This is a genomic window from Bradyrhizobium sp. USDA 376 (genome assembly GCF_054063675.1).
This window is the reverse complement of the sequence record NZ_JBSSGN010000001.1, coordinates 8342995-8358667: the sequence shown is the minus strand read 5'-3', so window position 1 is coordinate 8358667 and position 15673 is coordinate 8342995. Positions and strand designations below refer to the sequence as shown.

Sequence of the window (15673 nt, the reverse complement as noted above, 5' to 3'; positions counted from 1 at the left end):
GTGTGTTTCTGTGCGCCGCTTCCGGAGCGCTGATGTCTGACCCAGTCGACCTTGCCCAGGCCGCTGACTTCTCCAAGCCGGTGATCGACACCGGCATCGTCGCGCTGGCCATCCTTGCCGCAGTCCACGAAAAGCCCATCGATGTCGAGCAGGCGCGGCGCGAATACGTCGAGCCCGGGGCGTTCGCCAACCGCGATGACTTGCTGCGAGCGGCGAAGGCCGAAGGGTTCAGGGCGCGTTACATCGCGACCAGCTTTGCCCGGCTTGCGCGTTCGCCGCTGCCGGCGATCGCCGAAGCGGTGGATGGCCGTTTCTTCATTCTGGCGCGGATCGATCCGGACGGTGTGCTGGTGCAGGAAGTCGGTCGCCCGCCGGCGCGTTGGACCGAGGCAGAACTGGCGTCGCGCTGGAACGGCGGCCTCATCGTCATCACCTTGCGCGACGCTGCCGGCGGCGGATTTGCCCGCTTCGGAATGACCTGGTTCTTGCCGGTGATCGTCCGCTTCAGGCGGGTCTTCGGCGAAGTGCTGCTGGTGTCATTGTTCATGCAGATCGCTGCGCTGGCGACGCCGCTGTTCTTCCAGGTGATCATCGACAAGGTGCTGATTCACAAAGGCGTCAGCACCCTGACCGTGGTCATGATGGCGCTGGCCGGGCTGGCCGTGCTGGAAATCACGCTCAGCGGCATCCGCACCTACCTGTTCGCCCATACCACCAGCAGGATCGACGCCATTCTCGGCGCCAAATTGTTTCGTCACCTGGTCGGCCTGCCGATCGCCTATTTTGAATCCCGTCCGGTCGGCCAAACGGTGGCGCGGGTCCGCGAGCTCGAGAACATCCGCCAGTTCCTGACCAGCTCCGGACTGATGCTGATCATCGATATCGTCTTCACCGTGGTGTTTTTCGCGGTGATGGCGCTGATCGCGCCCATGCTCACGTTGATTCCGCTCGCCGCCATCCCGCTCTATGTCCTGGTCTCGATCGTCGTGACGCCGATCCTCAAGGCGCGGATTCAGGAACGCTTTGCGCGCGGGGCGCAGAACCAGTCGCTGCTGGTCGAGATGCTGACCGGGATGGAGACGGTGAAGGCGATGGCGATCGAAACCCAGGCGCGGCGCCGCTGGGAGCGTCAGCTCGCGGGCTATATCACCGCTTCATTCCGCACCGTCAGTCTCGGCACCGTCGGCTCGCAGAGCGTGGCGCTGATCAACAGGCTGTCGATGGCGTTGATCCTGTGGCTCGGCGCCTCGGCGGTGATGGACGGCAGCCTGACGATCGGCCAGCTCGTCGCTTTCAACATGCTGGCGGGCCAGGTCAGTCAGCCGATCATTCGGCTCGCGCAGATGTGGCAGGATTTCCAGCAATTCCGCATCTCGATCGAGCGGCTCGGCGACATCATCGATACGCCGGCCGAGACGGTACGTGCCAGCGTCCGCCACGATCTGCCGCCGTTGCGCGGTGACATCAGATTCGAGCACGTCGTGTTTCGCTACAGGCCGACCACGCCGGCGGCGATCGAGGACGTCTCGCTGAGAGTCTCGCCGGGCGAGGTGGTTGGCGTGGTCGGCCGCTCGGGCTCCGGCAAATCGACGCTGATGAAGCTGGTGCAGCGCTTCCATATCCCCGAGGCAGGCAAGGTGCTGGTCGACGGCGTCGACGTGGCGTTGATCGATCCGGCGTGGCTGCGACGCCAGATCGGCGTGGTGCTTCAGGAAAACGTTCTGTTCAATCGGACGGTGCGCGAGAACATCGCGCTTGCCAATCCCGCGATGTCGCTGGAGCGGGTGATCCAGGTCGCCAAGCTCGCCGGCGCCCATGATTTCATTCTCGAGCTTCCTCATGCTTACGACACGGTACTGGAGGAGCGCGGCGCCAACCTGTCCGGCGGACAACGCCAGCGCGTGGCGATCGCGCGGGCGCTCGCAACCGACCCGCGCATCCTGGTATTCGACGAGGCGACCTCGGCACTCGACTACGAGAGCGAGCGGATCATCCAGGCCAACATGCGCGCGATGTGCCGCGATCGCACCGTTCTCATCGTGGCTCACCGGCTGTCGGCGGTGCGTCACGCGGACCGCATCGTGGTGATGGATCGCGGCCGCTGCGTCGAGCAGGGCAGCCACGAGGAGCTGTTGCGCCAAGGCGGCTTCTACGCCGGGCTGGTCCGTCAGGCGGCATCGGATCGCAACGACGAGCAGGGAGGGCAGGCAGCGTGAAGTTGCAGTGGCTCGTGCGCCAGTTCGAGCGGCCTGCGCGCCGCGACGCGCTGGAGCGCGCCTTCCTGCCGGCCGCGCTGGAGATCGTCGAGACGCCGCCCTCGCCGACCTGGCGCGTCACTGGTCTGGTGATTGTCGGGTTTCTCGCCGGTTCGCTGTTCTGGGCGGGCCTCAGTCATATGGACATCATCGCGGTAGCCGAGGGCAAGTTCGTTCCGGTCGGTCAGGTCAAGGTCGTGCAGCCGTTGGAGACCGCGGTGGTCAAGGCGATCCATGTCGAGGAAGGATCCCATGTCCATCGGGGCGACACGTTGATCGAATTGGATCCCACCGACACGTCGGCAAATCTCGGCAGTCTGCGCTACGATCGCAGCCAGGCGCTGCTCGATGCAGAAGCCGCACGCATCCTGCTGGCGGGTGGCGGCGTCGACGGTTTTTCCGCGCCCGAGGGTGCGAACCCGATGCTCGCCGCAGCGGTGCAGGACCAGACCCGCGAGGAACTCGCCCGCTTCGACGCCTCGATGGCGGCGATCGATGCGCAACGCCTGCAGCGCGAGGCGGCGATCCGCTCCGCCCGCGCGCAGCAGGATGTGCTTGCAGAAGTCATTCCACTGCTCACCGAACGTTATGAGGCGCTCAAGGGTTTGTTCGAGCGCGGCAACGGCCCGAAGCCGCCGGTGCTCGCCGTGCAGCAGGAGTTGACCGAGAAGAAGGGCAATCTGATCAGTCTGCAGCAGCAGGAACAGCAGGGGCAGGCCGACCTCGTCGCGTTGGAGGCCACCAAGCGCGGTACGCTTACCCAGTTCCGCGCCAGCGCATCCGACCGTCGCCTCAAGGCGCTGCAACGCGCCACCCAACTGGAGCAGCAGATCGCCAAGGAGGAAATGCGTGACGAGCGCCGGCGTCTGGTCTCGCCGGTCAGCGGGACGGTGCAGGAGCTCAAGACCCACACCGTCGGCGCGGTGGTCACGACCGCGGACAAGCTGATGATCGTGGTGCCGGACGGCACGCCGCTGATGATCGAGGCCTTTGTCGAGAACCGCGACATCGGATTCGTTCGCGAAGGACAGGCCGCGGCCGTGAAGATCGACGCCTATCCGTTCACGCGCTACGGGACGGTGGAAGCAAGGCTCGATCAGGTCGGCAAGGACGCAGTGGAGGAGAACGGCAGGGGCCTGCGCTTTCCGGCGCGACTCGTTCCCGCCAGCATGGAGATTCCGATCAATGGCGAACTGCGTCCCCTGATGCCCGGCATGAGCGCCGCGGTCGAGATCAAGACCGGACGGCGCACCGTGCTCGACTTCGTGCTCGCACCGATCAAGGAGACGTTGCATGGCGCCGGCCAGGAACGCTGAACCAATGCGCCCGGCCGGCAGGAACCGCGATCAGATCATGGCTTCCATGCAGATCGATATCTTCACGAAACCGCCCTTCATTTTCCGCGTTCGTCAGCCAAGACGATGCAATCAGCGGATGTCGCGGACGGCCGGCTGGCGACGGTGGGAGAAACGCAGATGGACGAAGTGAGCGACAGTTCAAACAGTTCCGCGCCCGAGATGTCCGCATTCGGCGCGCGGCTTGCTGCAACCGGCCAGTTGCGACGGTTGTCGCAACAAGACGGATCGCGCGGCACCGATCCGTTGGATGACAGAATCTTGACGGTTTCATCTACCGACGGCGAGCGTGGCTTAGCCATCAAAGGCGATGGCGGCACGATTGCCTTCGGTACCGCCACATCCGGCGCGCCCGAGCTGCCCATCTCAGGTGACGACATGTCGTCGTCACCTGGCACCGATCGGAGCTTGACCATAACCGACTCCTCGGCTTCGCACGTCGGCGACGTGCTTCAGTCGGATCCGGTCGCCGCGCCAATGTTCGACGACTCGCGCGCGTCCCGACAAGCGTCCAGCTCGACCTCCGTCGTTGCCGACCGCTCCATGCCTGCGAACGACGTATTGGAGCCGCCCGCGGCGGGGACCTTGCATGATGCCGGTTCGGCCGCGCATCGAAACGGCGCGTCATCGCGCGGCGCCGGCCTGAATAATGATGCAGGATCAGCCGGCGCGTTCGGCCAGTCACAACATGTGGATCATCGCATAGCTTCGGCGCCTGACGTTCTCCCGCTGGACGACATCCTCGACCCGAGCCCGCATCATTCTGCGGCGGGCGATCACCACAACGTGCCAGCAAATGACGATGCGAAGCCTGCGCACGCCGATGCAGTGAAGATTGCCGACGCTTCCAAAGCTTCCGGTCACGTCAACGCCAATCATGACGACACCACGAGCCATGCGACAAGCGGGCTGGCTTCCGATGGCGCGACGATCGATCAGGCACAGGCTGCACCACCTTCCACCGGCGAACTGGTCGAAGCCGGCGCCAAAGCGATCCTGCTCGCAACGGACGAATCGCCAAACCGGATCGGGCCACACGCGAGCGCGGCTGATATCGCGCCCGGCGCCGCGCAAGGCCACGTCCATTCTTCGGCCCATGCAACCACGGCGTTCAGCCCGGGCGTCATCGGCGCGCGCGATCAGCTTGCCTCGGCAATCGCGACGGCGACACCGGAGACCGCAGCAATCACCACATTGCCGTCCGCTCAGATCACCGGCGCAGCTCTTCCGACGCTTGGCGGCGACGTGCACGCGCTACAGAAACATGCCGCCTGATGCAGGGAACGGCGAGGCGGCTCCTCGAAGGAAGCGTTCAAACAGCAAATCGAGCGGGATCTAAACCATAGGCCATTCCGCTCGCGGCAAGATTAGGCTCAACCTTGGTCCTCGTCCGTGGCATAACAGGCCGGGGGCCTGCAAACCGGACGTGGACCGCAACGACAAGCGGTTTGTGATCGCAAGCCTCCCGGCAATTCCCTACACGGGGAAACATGAGGGACGTGGATATGATGGATCGTCACCTGGCCTTCGCCCTGTTCGAGCGGCCTGTCGTCCTCGATCTCGCGGCGATCGTCGATGTGTTGCGCAAGCGACATCCGGGAATCGAGATTGACCTGGCCGGAGCGGGGTCGGGAGCTGCGGCGCCGGTGATCCGTTGCGCCGGTCAGAACATCGTGCTGATGGTCATGCCGATGCCGGTCCCGCGCGAAAGCTGGGAGTTGCCGGGCCGGCGTGCCGTCGCGACCTGGCCGGCGGCGCTCGAGGTCCTCGGCGGGCACGGCGCCCATGTCGTGGTCTCGACAGTCGGACAGGCCGAGACGTCCGAACAGCAGCTCCAGGCTGCGCGTGCCGTGACCGCAGTCACCGGCGGCTTGATCGCGACCATCCCGGCCGCGGCGGTTTTGTGGGACGGGCTCGTTGCCCATTCGGCCGAACGCTGGGAGCAGCTGTCCCGCGAGGCCTTCGCCGGATATCCGCGCATTCCGTTTCCGCTGTGGGTCAGCATGCATCCCTTCCGCGACGGCAAGATCGTCGGCGCGATCACGTTTGGCCTGATGCCGTTCGGCGGTCGCGAGATCGAGTTCGAGGGCGCAGGCGCAGAGCCGAACCAGATCGTGACCAAGGTTGCCGGCCTCATCGTCTACGTGCTCGAACATGGCCCTGTGCTGCGCGACGGCGACACGCTTGGCGCCGGCGAATCCGACCGCATCCAGATCCACCACGTCATCTCGCGTCGTGTCGAAGGGTTGCCGGTGTTGCGGGCCACCGTGCCGGCCGCGGCTTAGGAGAGAGTATCGGCGATGGCGAAAGCACCACGACGGGTTTACGAAATCACGCCAGCATGGCCGTTCGGCACGCGGGTGGTGATGGACGTGGCCGGTTGGAACGTCGCGCTCACGACGTCGGTCGGCTTCGAAGAGGTCGAGCGCTGGTACGACAAGCAGCTTCCGTCCGAGGCGCGCCTGCTCTCGAAGCCGCGCAAGCAGATACCGGAGTTGATCCTGACGGGTGCCAGGACGCCGGTGGTCAGCGCCAAAATGAAATTCGTGCTGGAGGACGCCGCGGCCGGGCAGAGCGAATTCCGCCCCTTTACCCTGCAATGGGAAGACGGCACGGCGGTGCCGGGCGAATGGCATTTATGCAACTTGCTCAAGCGCATTGATTGTTTCGATTACGCCACGATGAAAATGGAGCCACCGGATCCGGTGGCCGTCGAGAAATCGCTTGAGCAAAAGCGAACCGACCCGATGAGCGCGGATGAATACTGGCTGCGCGAGGGCTACATCAATCGAATGATGGGCCCAAGATATGTCGACCTCGCGGCCATAGGCGACGCGCAGATCTGGCGGCCGAGGTGGCATCCGGCGTCGATCTTCGTCACCGACAAATTGCTGGCCGCGCTCAAGGCGGCCAAGATTCGCGGCTTGCAGGCCGAGCGGCTCGGCACACGCGAAGAACCACTGCCGACGCTGGAAGAGATCCGCACGAAGGCGCAATCGACACGCCTGAAGTCTGAACAACAACCATCCACCAAAACGGAGGCCTGATCATGCCAAAATCCGTGCGTGGCTTTACCGGTCTGCTTGACATTCCCACGGACTATCAGGCGCACCACAGGCTTCCTCAGCAATTGGCCGACAACCCGTTTCTGAAGCAGCTCGGCGGGGTGGTGGATATAACGGACTTCGGCACCAACGGCATCGCGCTGCCCAAGGATGTGGCGACCGGCGTGACCTCCGGACAGACGCCCCATCTGGGCTCGCATCCGGCCTACACCAATTTCATCGAGGGTCTGCTCGACACCGCGACGTCGAATTACGATCCCAGCGTGCCGCTGACGCCATCGCAGCTCGACGAGTTTGGCGGACGCGTCAATGCGATCCAGGCCTATTCGCGCATGGCGCTGTCCGGCCTGCTTCCGGATTCGAACGTTACGCCGAGCGGACGCGTGCCGTTGAACTCCCGGGATCCGATGATCCTGTCGGGTGACCCAGCGGAGGTCAGGGCATTTTACAATCAGCTGGACGGGGATCTGCAGAGCAAGGGCTTCACCACACCGGAGAGCCTCGACCGGCTTGTTGATTTTCCGCGCTATGAACTGCTCAACCAGGCGAACGCGTTCGATCCGAATCTCACCGCTGCGCAACGAACCGATCTTGCGCGTAACGTCGACGACGTCCGCGCTTCGCTCGAGGCCGGTGGGCGGACTGATCTCACCAGCGCGCTGAACGATGCCGCGCGCGGTCGCTACACGTTGAACGGATCGACACAATCCGGTGCCCCTACCGGTGCAAGCCCGGACCTGCTGCAAGGGGTCGAGAGCGCAACCGGCCGATCCTTTGCCACGGGACTGACCGCGCCGGAAAGCCTGGGAACAATTGGATCGTCCGACTTCACGCCGCTCCAATCCGTCTCACCGCCCGACGTGGCGACGACGCCGCAGATCGAGCAACCCTCGCTATTGCCGGAGCAACCCTCGCTCTCACCGGACGCGGCTCCCACGATCCAGAACAATCCGGTCGTACAGGACAACCAGGCGCCGGTGCGGAATGCGACCACGGATCTGCCGGAGATGCGCGCGCCGGCTATCGCCGCGGAGGTGCCTGAGCTTGGTTCGGCGCTGCCCGAGACGCCCGCGCCTTTGGAGCTTCCGTCGACCTCGCCAGCGCGCGAAAGCGCGACCGTCCCCGACCTGACGCCGAGGGCTCCGGCGTCGGAGCTTCCGGCCGAAATCAATGGCGCCGCGACCGGACGGTTCACGCCGAACTTCGTGGGCGTGATCGGCCAATCGCCGACCGCGTCGAAGATCTTCACTGGCGCCGGCGTCCTCGGAGCGGTCGGCCTCGCTGCGGACGCCGGGATCACCGGCTACAACGCCTATCAAATGTACGATCAGGGCGACACGCTGGGAGCGGGCCACGAGGTCGCCGGTTTCGGCGGCCGTCTGGGCGGCTCGCTGACCGGTGCGTATCTGCTCGGTGAAGCCGGCGCTCTTGGCGGACCGTGGGGCGCGCTGGGCGGCGCGATCGTCGGCGGCATCGGCGGCGCGATCCTCGGCGACAAGGGCGTCAAGTCGCTCTACGACAGCCTCACCGGCTATCAGCCGCCGGCCGCCGCCGCCGCGCCGACACCGGCTTGGCCGGACCAGTTCGCCGCCGAGTTCGATCTTGCCAATGGCGGCGGGCCGTTCAGCGATCCGATGACCGGCTTCCAGGTGGAAAGCCAGGCCGACTACGACGCGCGGCGGCAATCCTATGTCGATTCCAAGATGGCGGATCAGCAGACCCAGGGTCAGCAGATGCTGGATACGCTGAGGCTGACGCCCGGCGTTGACCCGAACGCATTGCCTGCCGACCCCACGGCGAGCCCGCTTCCTGCGGCACCGACTGAGCCGACACCGGATGCGCCGCTGGATACGCCGCCCGCCAATACCGGCTCGTCTCTCGCGCCCTTGAACGCCGATCCGGAAGCAATTGACGGGCTCACCCCCACCTCCATTGGTTTTGACGGCAATCTCGGCGGCGTGACGACGGCCGTGCCTGATTTATCGCTGTCGCCGGACACGACCGGCCTGTCGCTCGACGGCGGTTTGAATACCGGCCTCGACCCCGCCCTTGGTTCTTTCGACACCGGCCTGAATTCGAACCTTGGCCTGGGCTCCAGCCTCGATACCGGATTGACGTCGGACGCGACTGGCGGCGCGGCCCTCGGTTTGAACTCCGGGCTGGACAGCAGCTTCAATTCAGGCCTCAACTCGGGCCTCGATAGCGGCTTCAACTCCGGGCTGAACAGCGGCTTGAATTCGAGCCTCGACAGCGGCTTCAATTCAGGTCTCGATAGCAGCTTCAACTCGGGTCTCGACAGCGGCTTCAACTCGAGCCTCGACAGCAGCTTCAACTCAGGTCTCGACTCGGGCCTCGATAGCGGCTTCAACTCCGGGCTGAACAGCGGCTTGAATTCGAGCCTCGACAGCGGCTTCAATTCAGGTCTCGATAGCAGCTTCAACTCGGGTCTCGACAGCGGCTTCAACTCAAGCCTCGACAGCAGCTTCAACTCGGGTCTCGACAGCAGCTTTAACTCAGGCCTCGACAGCAGCTTCAGTTCCGGCAGCAGCTTCGACAGCGGTCTCGGCTCATCATCGGGCTTCAGCGATTTCGGTGACAGCAGTTTTGGCGGCGATTCGTTCAGCAGTGGCTCGTTCGGCGGCGACATGGGGCCGGTGGTGCTCGACCTTGCCGGGCAGGGCATTCGGATCACCGACCTCGGCGATTCCCACGCCGCGTTCGACGCCGATGACAACGGCGTGCGGAATCGGATCGCCTGGACGACGCCTGACGAGGGCCTGCTCGCATTCGACGCCAACGGTTCGGGCACCGTCGACCAGACCAGCGAATTGGCACTGCAGCAGTGGACGCCCGGCGCCCAGACCGATCTCCAGGGTCTCGGCATCTTCGACACCAATCACGACGGCGCGCTCGATGCGCCGGATCGGGACTTCGGCCGCTTCGGCGTGTGGCGCGACGGCAATAGCAACGGCGTCAGCGATCCCGGAGAGCTCAATTCGCTGGTCGAGGCCGGCGTGAGCGCAATCTCGCTCGCGTCCGATGGCATGCAGAGCCATCTGCCGGACGGTTCGACGATCTACGGTCAGGGATCGTTTACCCGCACCGACGGCACCAGCGGCCGGCTGGCCGACGTGGCCCTTGCCTATGGGCCCGACATCAATGCCGCGCGCGACCAGCTTGTTGGCGCGATGGCTGTCGGGCCCAGCGGGGCGGCGGGTGCAACTGCGCCGATGTCTTCCCCCGTCGCGGTTGTCGGGCCGATGCTCGCGGCCGACGTCGTGTCGCCGTTTCATGCAAGACCTGCGTAGCCGCGCGGCGCACCGCAGCTCGCGTTTCTCGACGAAGCCCGTCTAGACCACATTGCGGTCGGGCGAATTCGGCCGATGGCTTGATTTGAAAGCCGCCTTCGCGCGCTCGCGTATGCGTTGGAAGACCACATAGAGCATCGGCACCAGGAAGATCCCGATCGAGCTCGCGGCCAGCATGCCGGCAAACACCGCCGTGCCCACCGCGCGGCGGCTGAGCGCGGCAGCGCCGGTTGCGACGACGAGCGGCAGCAGGCCGAGGATGAAGGCGGCCGAGGTCATCATGACGGCGCGAAAGCGCATATGGGCGCCCTGGACTGCGGCCTCGTCGAGCGCCATGCCCGCCTCGCGCTGCTCCTTCGCGAATTCGACGATCAGGATGCCGTTCTTGGCGGCGAGGGCGATCAGGACCACCAGGCCGATCTGGCCATAGAGATCGAGGTTGAGCCCCGCGACCTTGATGCCGAGATAGGATCCGAGCACGCCGACGACGACCGAGAGCAGCACGGGGATGGGGATCACCGTGCTCTCATAGAGCGCGACCAGGAACAGATAGGCGAACAGGACGGCCAGCATCAGCACGATGCCGGTCTGGCCGGCGGCCTGTTGCTCCTGATAGGCGGTGCCGGTCCATGCGAAGGTGTAACCCGACGGCAGCACGGCATCGGAGATCTCAGTCATGGCAGCCATCGCGGTGCCCGAGGAGATGTTCGGCGCCGGGCTGCCGTTGACGGTCACCGAACGGTAGTTGTTGTAGCGGGTGATGACTTGCGGCCCGGTTACGATCTTCAGCCCCGCCAGCGATCGGAGCGGCACCATCTCGCCGGTGCTGCTGCGCACATAGATTCGCCAGATGTCCGAGGTGTCGGCCCGGTCGAACGCCTCGCCTTGAAGATTGACCTGCCAGGTCCGGCCGAACAGGTTGAAGTTGTTGACATAGATCCCGCCAAGCGTGGCTTGCAGCGCAGTGAAGATGTCGCTGATGGTGACGCCCAGCGCCTGGGCCTTGCGGCGATCGATATCCAGATAGAGCGACGGGTTGGTCGCTGTGAATGTCGAGAACACGCGCGCAAGCCGTGGATCGGCATTGGCGGCGCCGATCAGCGCGTTGGTGACGCTGGAGATCGCGGCTGGAGTCTGTCCCTCCAGCGCCTGCAACTGATATTCGAATCCGCCTCCGGTCGAGAGCCCGATGATCGGCGGCAGGTTGAACGGCAGCACGTTGGCCTCTCGAATCTGTGCGCCGGCTGCAAACATCCTGGCGATCAGCGCCTGCGCCGAATCCGCCGCCGCCTTTCGGTCGGCGAAGGGTTTCAGCCGTGCCACCACCAGCGCGCTGTTCGGCTCGGAGGCGCCGTCGAGCAGCGAAAAGCCGATCACCGCCAGGACGTGGTCGACGGCCGGTATCTGTTTCAGGATGTCCTCGACTTGACGCGTGACGGCGCTGGTCCGCGCCACCGATGCGCCGTCGGGCAACTGCACCGAGGTGAAGAAGGCACCCTGATCCTCCTCCGGCAGGAAGCCCGTCGGCGTGACCAGCGACAGGCCGAAGATCCCGCCGGCAAAGACCGCCACGAGCAGGAGCGACAAGGAGGCCATGCGCACCAGGTGGCGGACGCCGCCGCTGTAGCGATCGCGCACCCAGTCGATCCCGCCGAGCACGCGGCCGATGAGGCCCCGGCGCGGGCCGCCGTGGCGCAGCAGCAGGGCGCACAGTGCCGGCGAGAGCGTCAGAGCATTCAATGCCGAGATCATCATCGCGGCGCTGATGGTCACCGCGAACTGACGGAACAGCGTGCCCGAGATGCCGGGAATGAATGCGATCGGGACGAACACCGAGAGCAGCACCAGGGTAATGGCGATGATCGGCGCGGTGATCTGCCTCATGGCCTTCTTGCTGGCCTCCGCCGGCGACAGGTCGGGCTCCTCTGCCATGACGCGCTCGACATTCTCCACCACGACGATGGCGTCGTCGACGACGATGCCGATGGCGAGCACCATGGCGAGCAGGGACACCGTGTTGGCCGAATAGCCGAGGGTCAGCAAGACGGCGAAGGTGCCCACCAGGCTGACCGGTACGGCGATGGCCGGAATCGCCGTGGCTCTGAGGTTTCCGAGGAACAGATAGACCACGACCACCACCAGGACGAACGCCTCGCCCAGCGTCCGCAACACCTCCGCGATCGTATCGCGGACGAACGTCGTGGAGTCGTATTGCACGAGATAGCTGAGGCCCGCGGGAAACCGGGCGGACAGCCGCTGCATCGTCTCCGCCACCGCGCGCGCGGTGGTCACCGCATTGGCGCCCGGCGCGAGATAGATCGCGATCGGAACAGCGGCGCGTCCGTCGATGCGCGCTTCGCTGTCGAGATTCTGCGCGCCCATCTCGACCCGGGCGACGTCCTTCACCAGCAGCGATGATCCGTCCGGATTGGCGCGCAGGACGATGTTGGCGAACTGATCGACGGTGGCGAGCCGGCCCAGCGTCTGCACGTTGAACTGGAACTGCTGATCGCTGCTGATCGGCCGTGCGCCGATACGGCCGACGGGAGCCTGGACGCTCTGCGCGCGAATTGCGGCGATCACATCCGCCGGGGTCAGGCCGAGGCTGGTGAGCCGCTGCGTATCGAACCAGATCCGCATCGAATAGTTCATCTTGGCGAACAGATTGGCCTGGCCGACGCCGGGTGTGCTGGCAATCGCGTCCAGCACGTTGATGATGGCGTAATTGGTGATGAAGAGCGGATCCTGCCGGCCATCGGCACTGTACAGCACCAGAAACTGCAGGATCGACGAGGACCGCTTCTGCACCGTCACGCCCTGCTGCTGCACCTCCGTGGGCAATTGCGACAGCGCGCTCTGCACGCGATTGTTGACGTTGACGGTGTTGATGTCGGGATTGGTGCCGAGCGCGAACGAAACCGTCAGCGTGTAGCTGCCGTCATTGGCGCTGGTCGATTTCATGTACAGCGCGCGGTCGACGCCGATGACCTGAGCCTCCAGCGGCTGGGCGACGCTGCTCTCCACCACTTCGGCAGAGGCGCCGGGGAAGGTTGCGGCCACGGTAACCTGAGGCGGCACGATATCCGGAAACTGCGCCACCGGAATCTGCGTAAGCGCCAGCGCGCCGGCGATGGTGATGATGAAGGCGATCACCATCGATAGCCGCGGTCGGTCGACGAAGACGTCCGATATCATGGGCTGCCGTCCGCCGGGCGGGTCGGGGGACGGGTGCCGTGGTCGGCCGGCGGCGCCGGCCCGCCCGCTGCGCCCTTCATGCTCGACAGAATGAGTGCGCTTGCCGGATCCGGGGCGACGGTCTGGCCGGCACGAACCCGCTGCAGGCCCTCGGCGATCACCTTGTCGCCGGCCGCAAGCCCGTCGATGACCGCGGCAATCGTCGATGTCGATTGTCCGAGCTGAATGCGCCGCTGCTCGGCCTTGTTGTCCGTGCCCACCACGAGAACGTAGTCGCCCCGCTGGTCGGACAGCACCGCCGAGCGCGGGATCGCCAGCACCTCGATCGGCTGGACGCCTTCGAGCACGACGGTCACGAACTCGCCGTCGGTCAGCTCGTGGGCGATGACGCCTGCAGCGGACGGGGCGCGCAGGATCGGATTGGCGATTTCGCCCCGCACCGTGATCGTGTCGGTGTTTTGCGCGATGCTGTTGTCGACGAAGTTCAGCTTGCCGGACTGGCCATACATGCGCCCGTCGGGCAGCCGCAATCGGATCACCACCGCCTCAAGTCCGCCTTGCGGACCGTATCGCTCGCGCAGCTCGAGCCCCTGGCGCAACGGCACGGGAAACGTGACGTACATCGGATCCTGGCTGACGATCGTGGTCAGCACGCCGGACGAGGGGCTCACAATGTTGCCTTCCGTCACCGCCGTGCGCCCGATCTTGCCGTCGATCGGCGCGCTGATCACGGTGTAGTCGAGGTTGATTTGCGAGGCCTGGACCTGCGCCTGCGCGGCCTGCACCTGGGCTTCCAGGCTGCGCTGGTTTGCAATCGCGGCGTCGTAGGTCGACTGCTGCCCGGCCGGTCCTCCGAGCAGGGTCCGTGCGCGCTCCGTCGTCAGCCTGGCATTCTCCAGCGTTGCCTCGAGCTGTGCCACCTGCGCCTTCTTGGCCGCAAGATCGGCTTCGAATGGACCGCGCTCGAGGCGATAAAGCTGGTCGCCCTTCTTGATCTCGGCGCCCTCGTCGAAGAGCCGCTGTTCCAGAAAAGCGGTGACACGGGCGGCAACGTTGACCCGGTTGATCGCCTCGATGCGGCCGAGAAATTCGCTGCTCTCGGTGATCGGCCGCCGTGTCGCTTCGACGATCCCGACTGAAGGCGCGGAAGCGGCAGGCTGCGTCCGGGCGGCCCCGCCGGTCAGCACGGTCATGAGACCTGCCACCAGCAACCGGATCAGGACGTCCGCATGGTTCATCGTCCGCTCCTTGCTCCAGGCTCAGAACAGCGGACTGGGTCACTCCCGCGCGGCCCTGTCGCTGCGCGCGGGTTCGTCGTAGCCCTTGCGATGGCTGTAGAACATCAGTGCGATCAGGCCGCAGCCCGACACCAGGATGAGGACCGCGGCCCCGGCCAGGATGATATTGCCGTAGACCGGCATCGCCGGCGTCGCGCGCCAGACCGATACGCAAAACCAGGTCGCCGCAACGAGAAGCGCGGCCAACACGGCGGCGAGGACCCATTGGTAATTGTTGCGCACGATTCCCTCCATCACCTTGGCAAGGGGCTTGGGAAGCGTCCTAGCGCCAGCGCCATCCGCAATGACGACGGCCGCGATGCCACCAGCACACCCAGCGGCGACGGCGACGCGGCGGTGGAGGGCGCCAACCGGGACGCGGTGGCGGGGCGCCCCAGCCCGGGCCTCCCCAGCCCGGACCGGGCCCCGGTCCCCACTGCGCCGGCATGACAGGGGTTGCTGACCCGCCGGCCCGCCCGGGATCGGGATCGACCGGCATCGCCTCCGCGACGCCGATGAGGCGAGCGCCGACGGTGCCGATTGCGGCCGCGGCAATGGCATTCGTTGCAAGACCGAGGAAGGCGCGGCGGTTGGGGGCATTCATTGTGCTTCTCTCCTTTGTGATTCGGCCGTCCGCAGCGATTGCAGCGCGTAGAGCAACCACGCGAGGCCATGCGAGATCAGGTCGACACCGAGCAGGAAGCCAAGCGCCCAGACACTGATATCGGGGAAGCCGAACAGGATGAGCACGCCGGCGATGACGGCAAAGACGCCGGAGATCAACATCATCCAGCCGTTCTGATGCCAGTAGGCAAAACTCAGCACGCACCGGATGACACCGGACGCGAACAGCACCGCGCCGAGGAAATAGGTGAGGATCAGCGCGCCCGAGGCGGGCTGTGTGAGCAGCAGCAGGCCAAAGACGAGGTAGAGCGCGCCGAGAACGATCCGCCACAGGAAGCCACCCCATTCCTTGGTCCAGAACGCATGCGCGATCTCGAACCCGCCGGCGGCGATCGCGGTAAGGCCGATGAACTTGACGCTGATGATGGTCGCGAACGCAACGTCGCCCAGAGCGAAGATACCGGCGGCAATCAGGACGGCACCGAGGAGAGCACAGACCCAGAGTGGCGGAGGGCCCAGCGCTGCGATACCGGACCGGCTGTCATAGGCCGTCATGCGATCCTCCCGGATAACGATGGTTCCATCGACAGACGG

General features: G+C 65.5%; 11 protein-coding genes. 6 read left to right on the top strand and 5 right to left on the bottom strand.

Annotated elements, in window-relative coordinates; translation table 11 throughout:
• Window positions 1-32: 32 nt before the first annotated feature.
• The 6 genes from ACVJ19_RS39360 to ACVJ19_RS39335 all read left to right on the top strand — a co-directional run bounded on the left by ACVJ19_RS39360 (window position 33) and on the right by ACVJ19_RS39335 (window position 9983).
• Window positions 33-2216 (top strand): type I secretion system permease/ATPase, encoded by a 2184-nt coding sequence (locus ACVJ19_RS39360; protein ID WP_453954407.1) that lies wholly within the window; start codon window positions 33-35, stop codon window positions 2214-2216.
• Entirely contained in the window at window positions 2213-3571 is a 1359-nt protein-coding gene (locus tag ACVJ19_RS39355) for an HlyD family type I secretion periplasmic adaptor subunit (RefSeq protein WP_453954406.1), read from the top strand. Before ACVJ19_RS39360 ends, ACVJ19_RS39355 begins: the two co-directional genes overlap by 4 nt.
• Window positions 3572-3730: 159 nt before the next feature.
• Window positions 3731-4885 (top strand): hypothetical protein, encoded by a 1155-nt coding sequence (locus tag ACVJ19_RS39350; protein WP_453954404.1) that lies wholly within the window; start codon window positions 3731-3733, stop codon window positions 4883-4885.
• 230 nt (window positions 4886-5115) lie between these two features.
• The gene (locus ACVJ19_RS39345) at window positions 5116-5895 is read left to right on the top strand and encodes a DUF4261 domain-containing protein (protein ID WP_453954403.1); all 780 of its coding nucleotides are present in this window, start codon (window positions 5116-5118) and stop codon (window positions 5893-5895) included.
• Window positions 5896-5910: 15 nt separating this feature from the next.
• Window positions 5911-6657, top strand: a complete 747-nt coding sequence (locus ACVJ19_RS39340; protein ID WP_453954402.1) for an imm11 family protein — start codon at window positions 5911-5913, stop codon at window positions 6655-6657.
• A gap of 2 nt (window positions 6658-6659) precedes the next feature.
• The gene (locus tag ACVJ19_RS39335) at window positions 6660-9983 is read left to right on the top strand and encodes an AHH domain-containing protein (RefSeq protein WP_453954401.1); all 3324 of its coding nucleotides are present in this window, start codon (window positions 6660-6662) and stop codon (window positions 9981-9983) included.
• A gap of 42 nt (window positions 9984-10025) precedes the next feature.
• Here the strand turns inward: ACVJ19_RS39335 and ACVJ19_RS39330 are convergent, their stop codons facing one another.
• Genes ACVJ19_RS39330 through ACVJ19_RS39310 form a run of 5 tightly spaced genes read right to left on the bottom strand, consistent with a single transcriptional unit; the run spans window position 10026 to window position 15634 of the window.
• A complete protein-coding gene (locus tag ACVJ19_RS39330; protein ID WP_453954400.1) occupies window positions 10026-13178 on the bottom strand; it encodes an efflux RND transporter permease subunit in 3153 nt (1050 codons plus the stop codon).
• The gene (locus ACVJ19_RS39325) at window positions 13175-14416 is read right to left on the bottom strand and encodes an efflux RND transporter periplasmic adaptor subunit (protein ID WP_453954399.1); all 1242 of its coding nucleotides are present in this window, start codon (window positions 14414-14416) and stop codon (window positions 13175-13177) included. The genes ACVJ19_RS39330 and ACVJ19_RS39325 overlap by 4 nt, the downstream gene beginning before the upstream one ends.
• A gap of 39 nt (window positions 14417-14455) precedes the next feature.
• Window positions 14456-14698, bottom strand: a complete 243-nt coding sequence (locus tag ACVJ19_RS39320; protein ID WP_453954398.1) for a hypothetical protein — start codon at window positions 14696-14698, stop codon at window positions 14456-14458.
• 40 nt (window positions 14699-14738) lie between these two features.
• Window positions 14739-15059: a twin-arginine translocation signal domain-containing protein gene (locus ACVJ19_RS39315; protein WP_453954397.1), complete on the bottom strand. Its 321-nt coding sequence runs from the start codon at window positions 15057-15059 to the stop codon at window positions 14739-14741.
• A complete protein-coding gene (locus ACVJ19_RS39310) occupies window positions 15056-15634 on the bottom strand; it encodes an HdeD family acid-resistance protein (protein ID WP_453954396.1) in 579 nt (192 codons plus the stop codon). The genes ACVJ19_RS39315 and ACVJ19_RS39310 overlap by 4 nt, the downstream gene beginning before the upstream one ends.
• Between the last annotated feature and the right edge of the window lie 39 nt (window positions 15635-15673).

Coding starts and splice junctions, on each gene's coding strand:
- ACVJ19_RS39360 (WP_453954407.1), top strand. CDS start 33: ATGTCTGACCCAGTCGACCTTGCCCAGGCCGCTGACTTCTCCAAGCCG.
- ACVJ19_RS39350 (WP_453954404.1), top strand. CDS start 3,731: ATGGACGAAGTGAGCGACAGTTCAAACAGTTCCGCGCCCGAGATGTCC.
- ACVJ19_RS39345 (WP_453954403.1), top strand. CDS start 5,116: ATGATGGATCGTCACCTGGCCTTCGCCCTGTTCGAGCGGCCTGTCGTC.
- ACVJ19_RS39340 (WP_453954402.1), top strand. CDS start 5,911: ATGGCGAAAGCACCACGACGGGTTTACGAAATCACGCCAGCATGGCCG.
- ACVJ19_RS39335 (WP_453954401.1), top strand. CDS start 6,660: ATGCCAAAATCCGTGCGTGGCTTTACCGGTCTGCTTGACATTCCCACG.
- ACVJ19_RS39330 (WP_453954400.1), bottom strand. CDS start 13,178: ATGATATCGGACGTCTTCGTCGACCGACCGCGGCTATCGATGGTGATC.
- ACVJ19_RS39325 (WP_453954399.1), bottom strand. CDS start 14,416: ATGAACCATGCGGACGTCCTGATCCGGTTGCTGGTGGCAGGTCTCATG.
- ACVJ19_RS39315 (WP_453954397.1), bottom strand. CDS start 15,059: ATGAATGCCCCCAACCGCCGCGCCTTCCTCGGTCTTGCAACGAATGCC.
- ACVJ19_RS39310 (WP_453954396.1), bottom strand. CDS start 15,634: ATGACGGCCTATGACAGCCGGTCCGGTATCGCAGCGCTGGGCCCTCCG.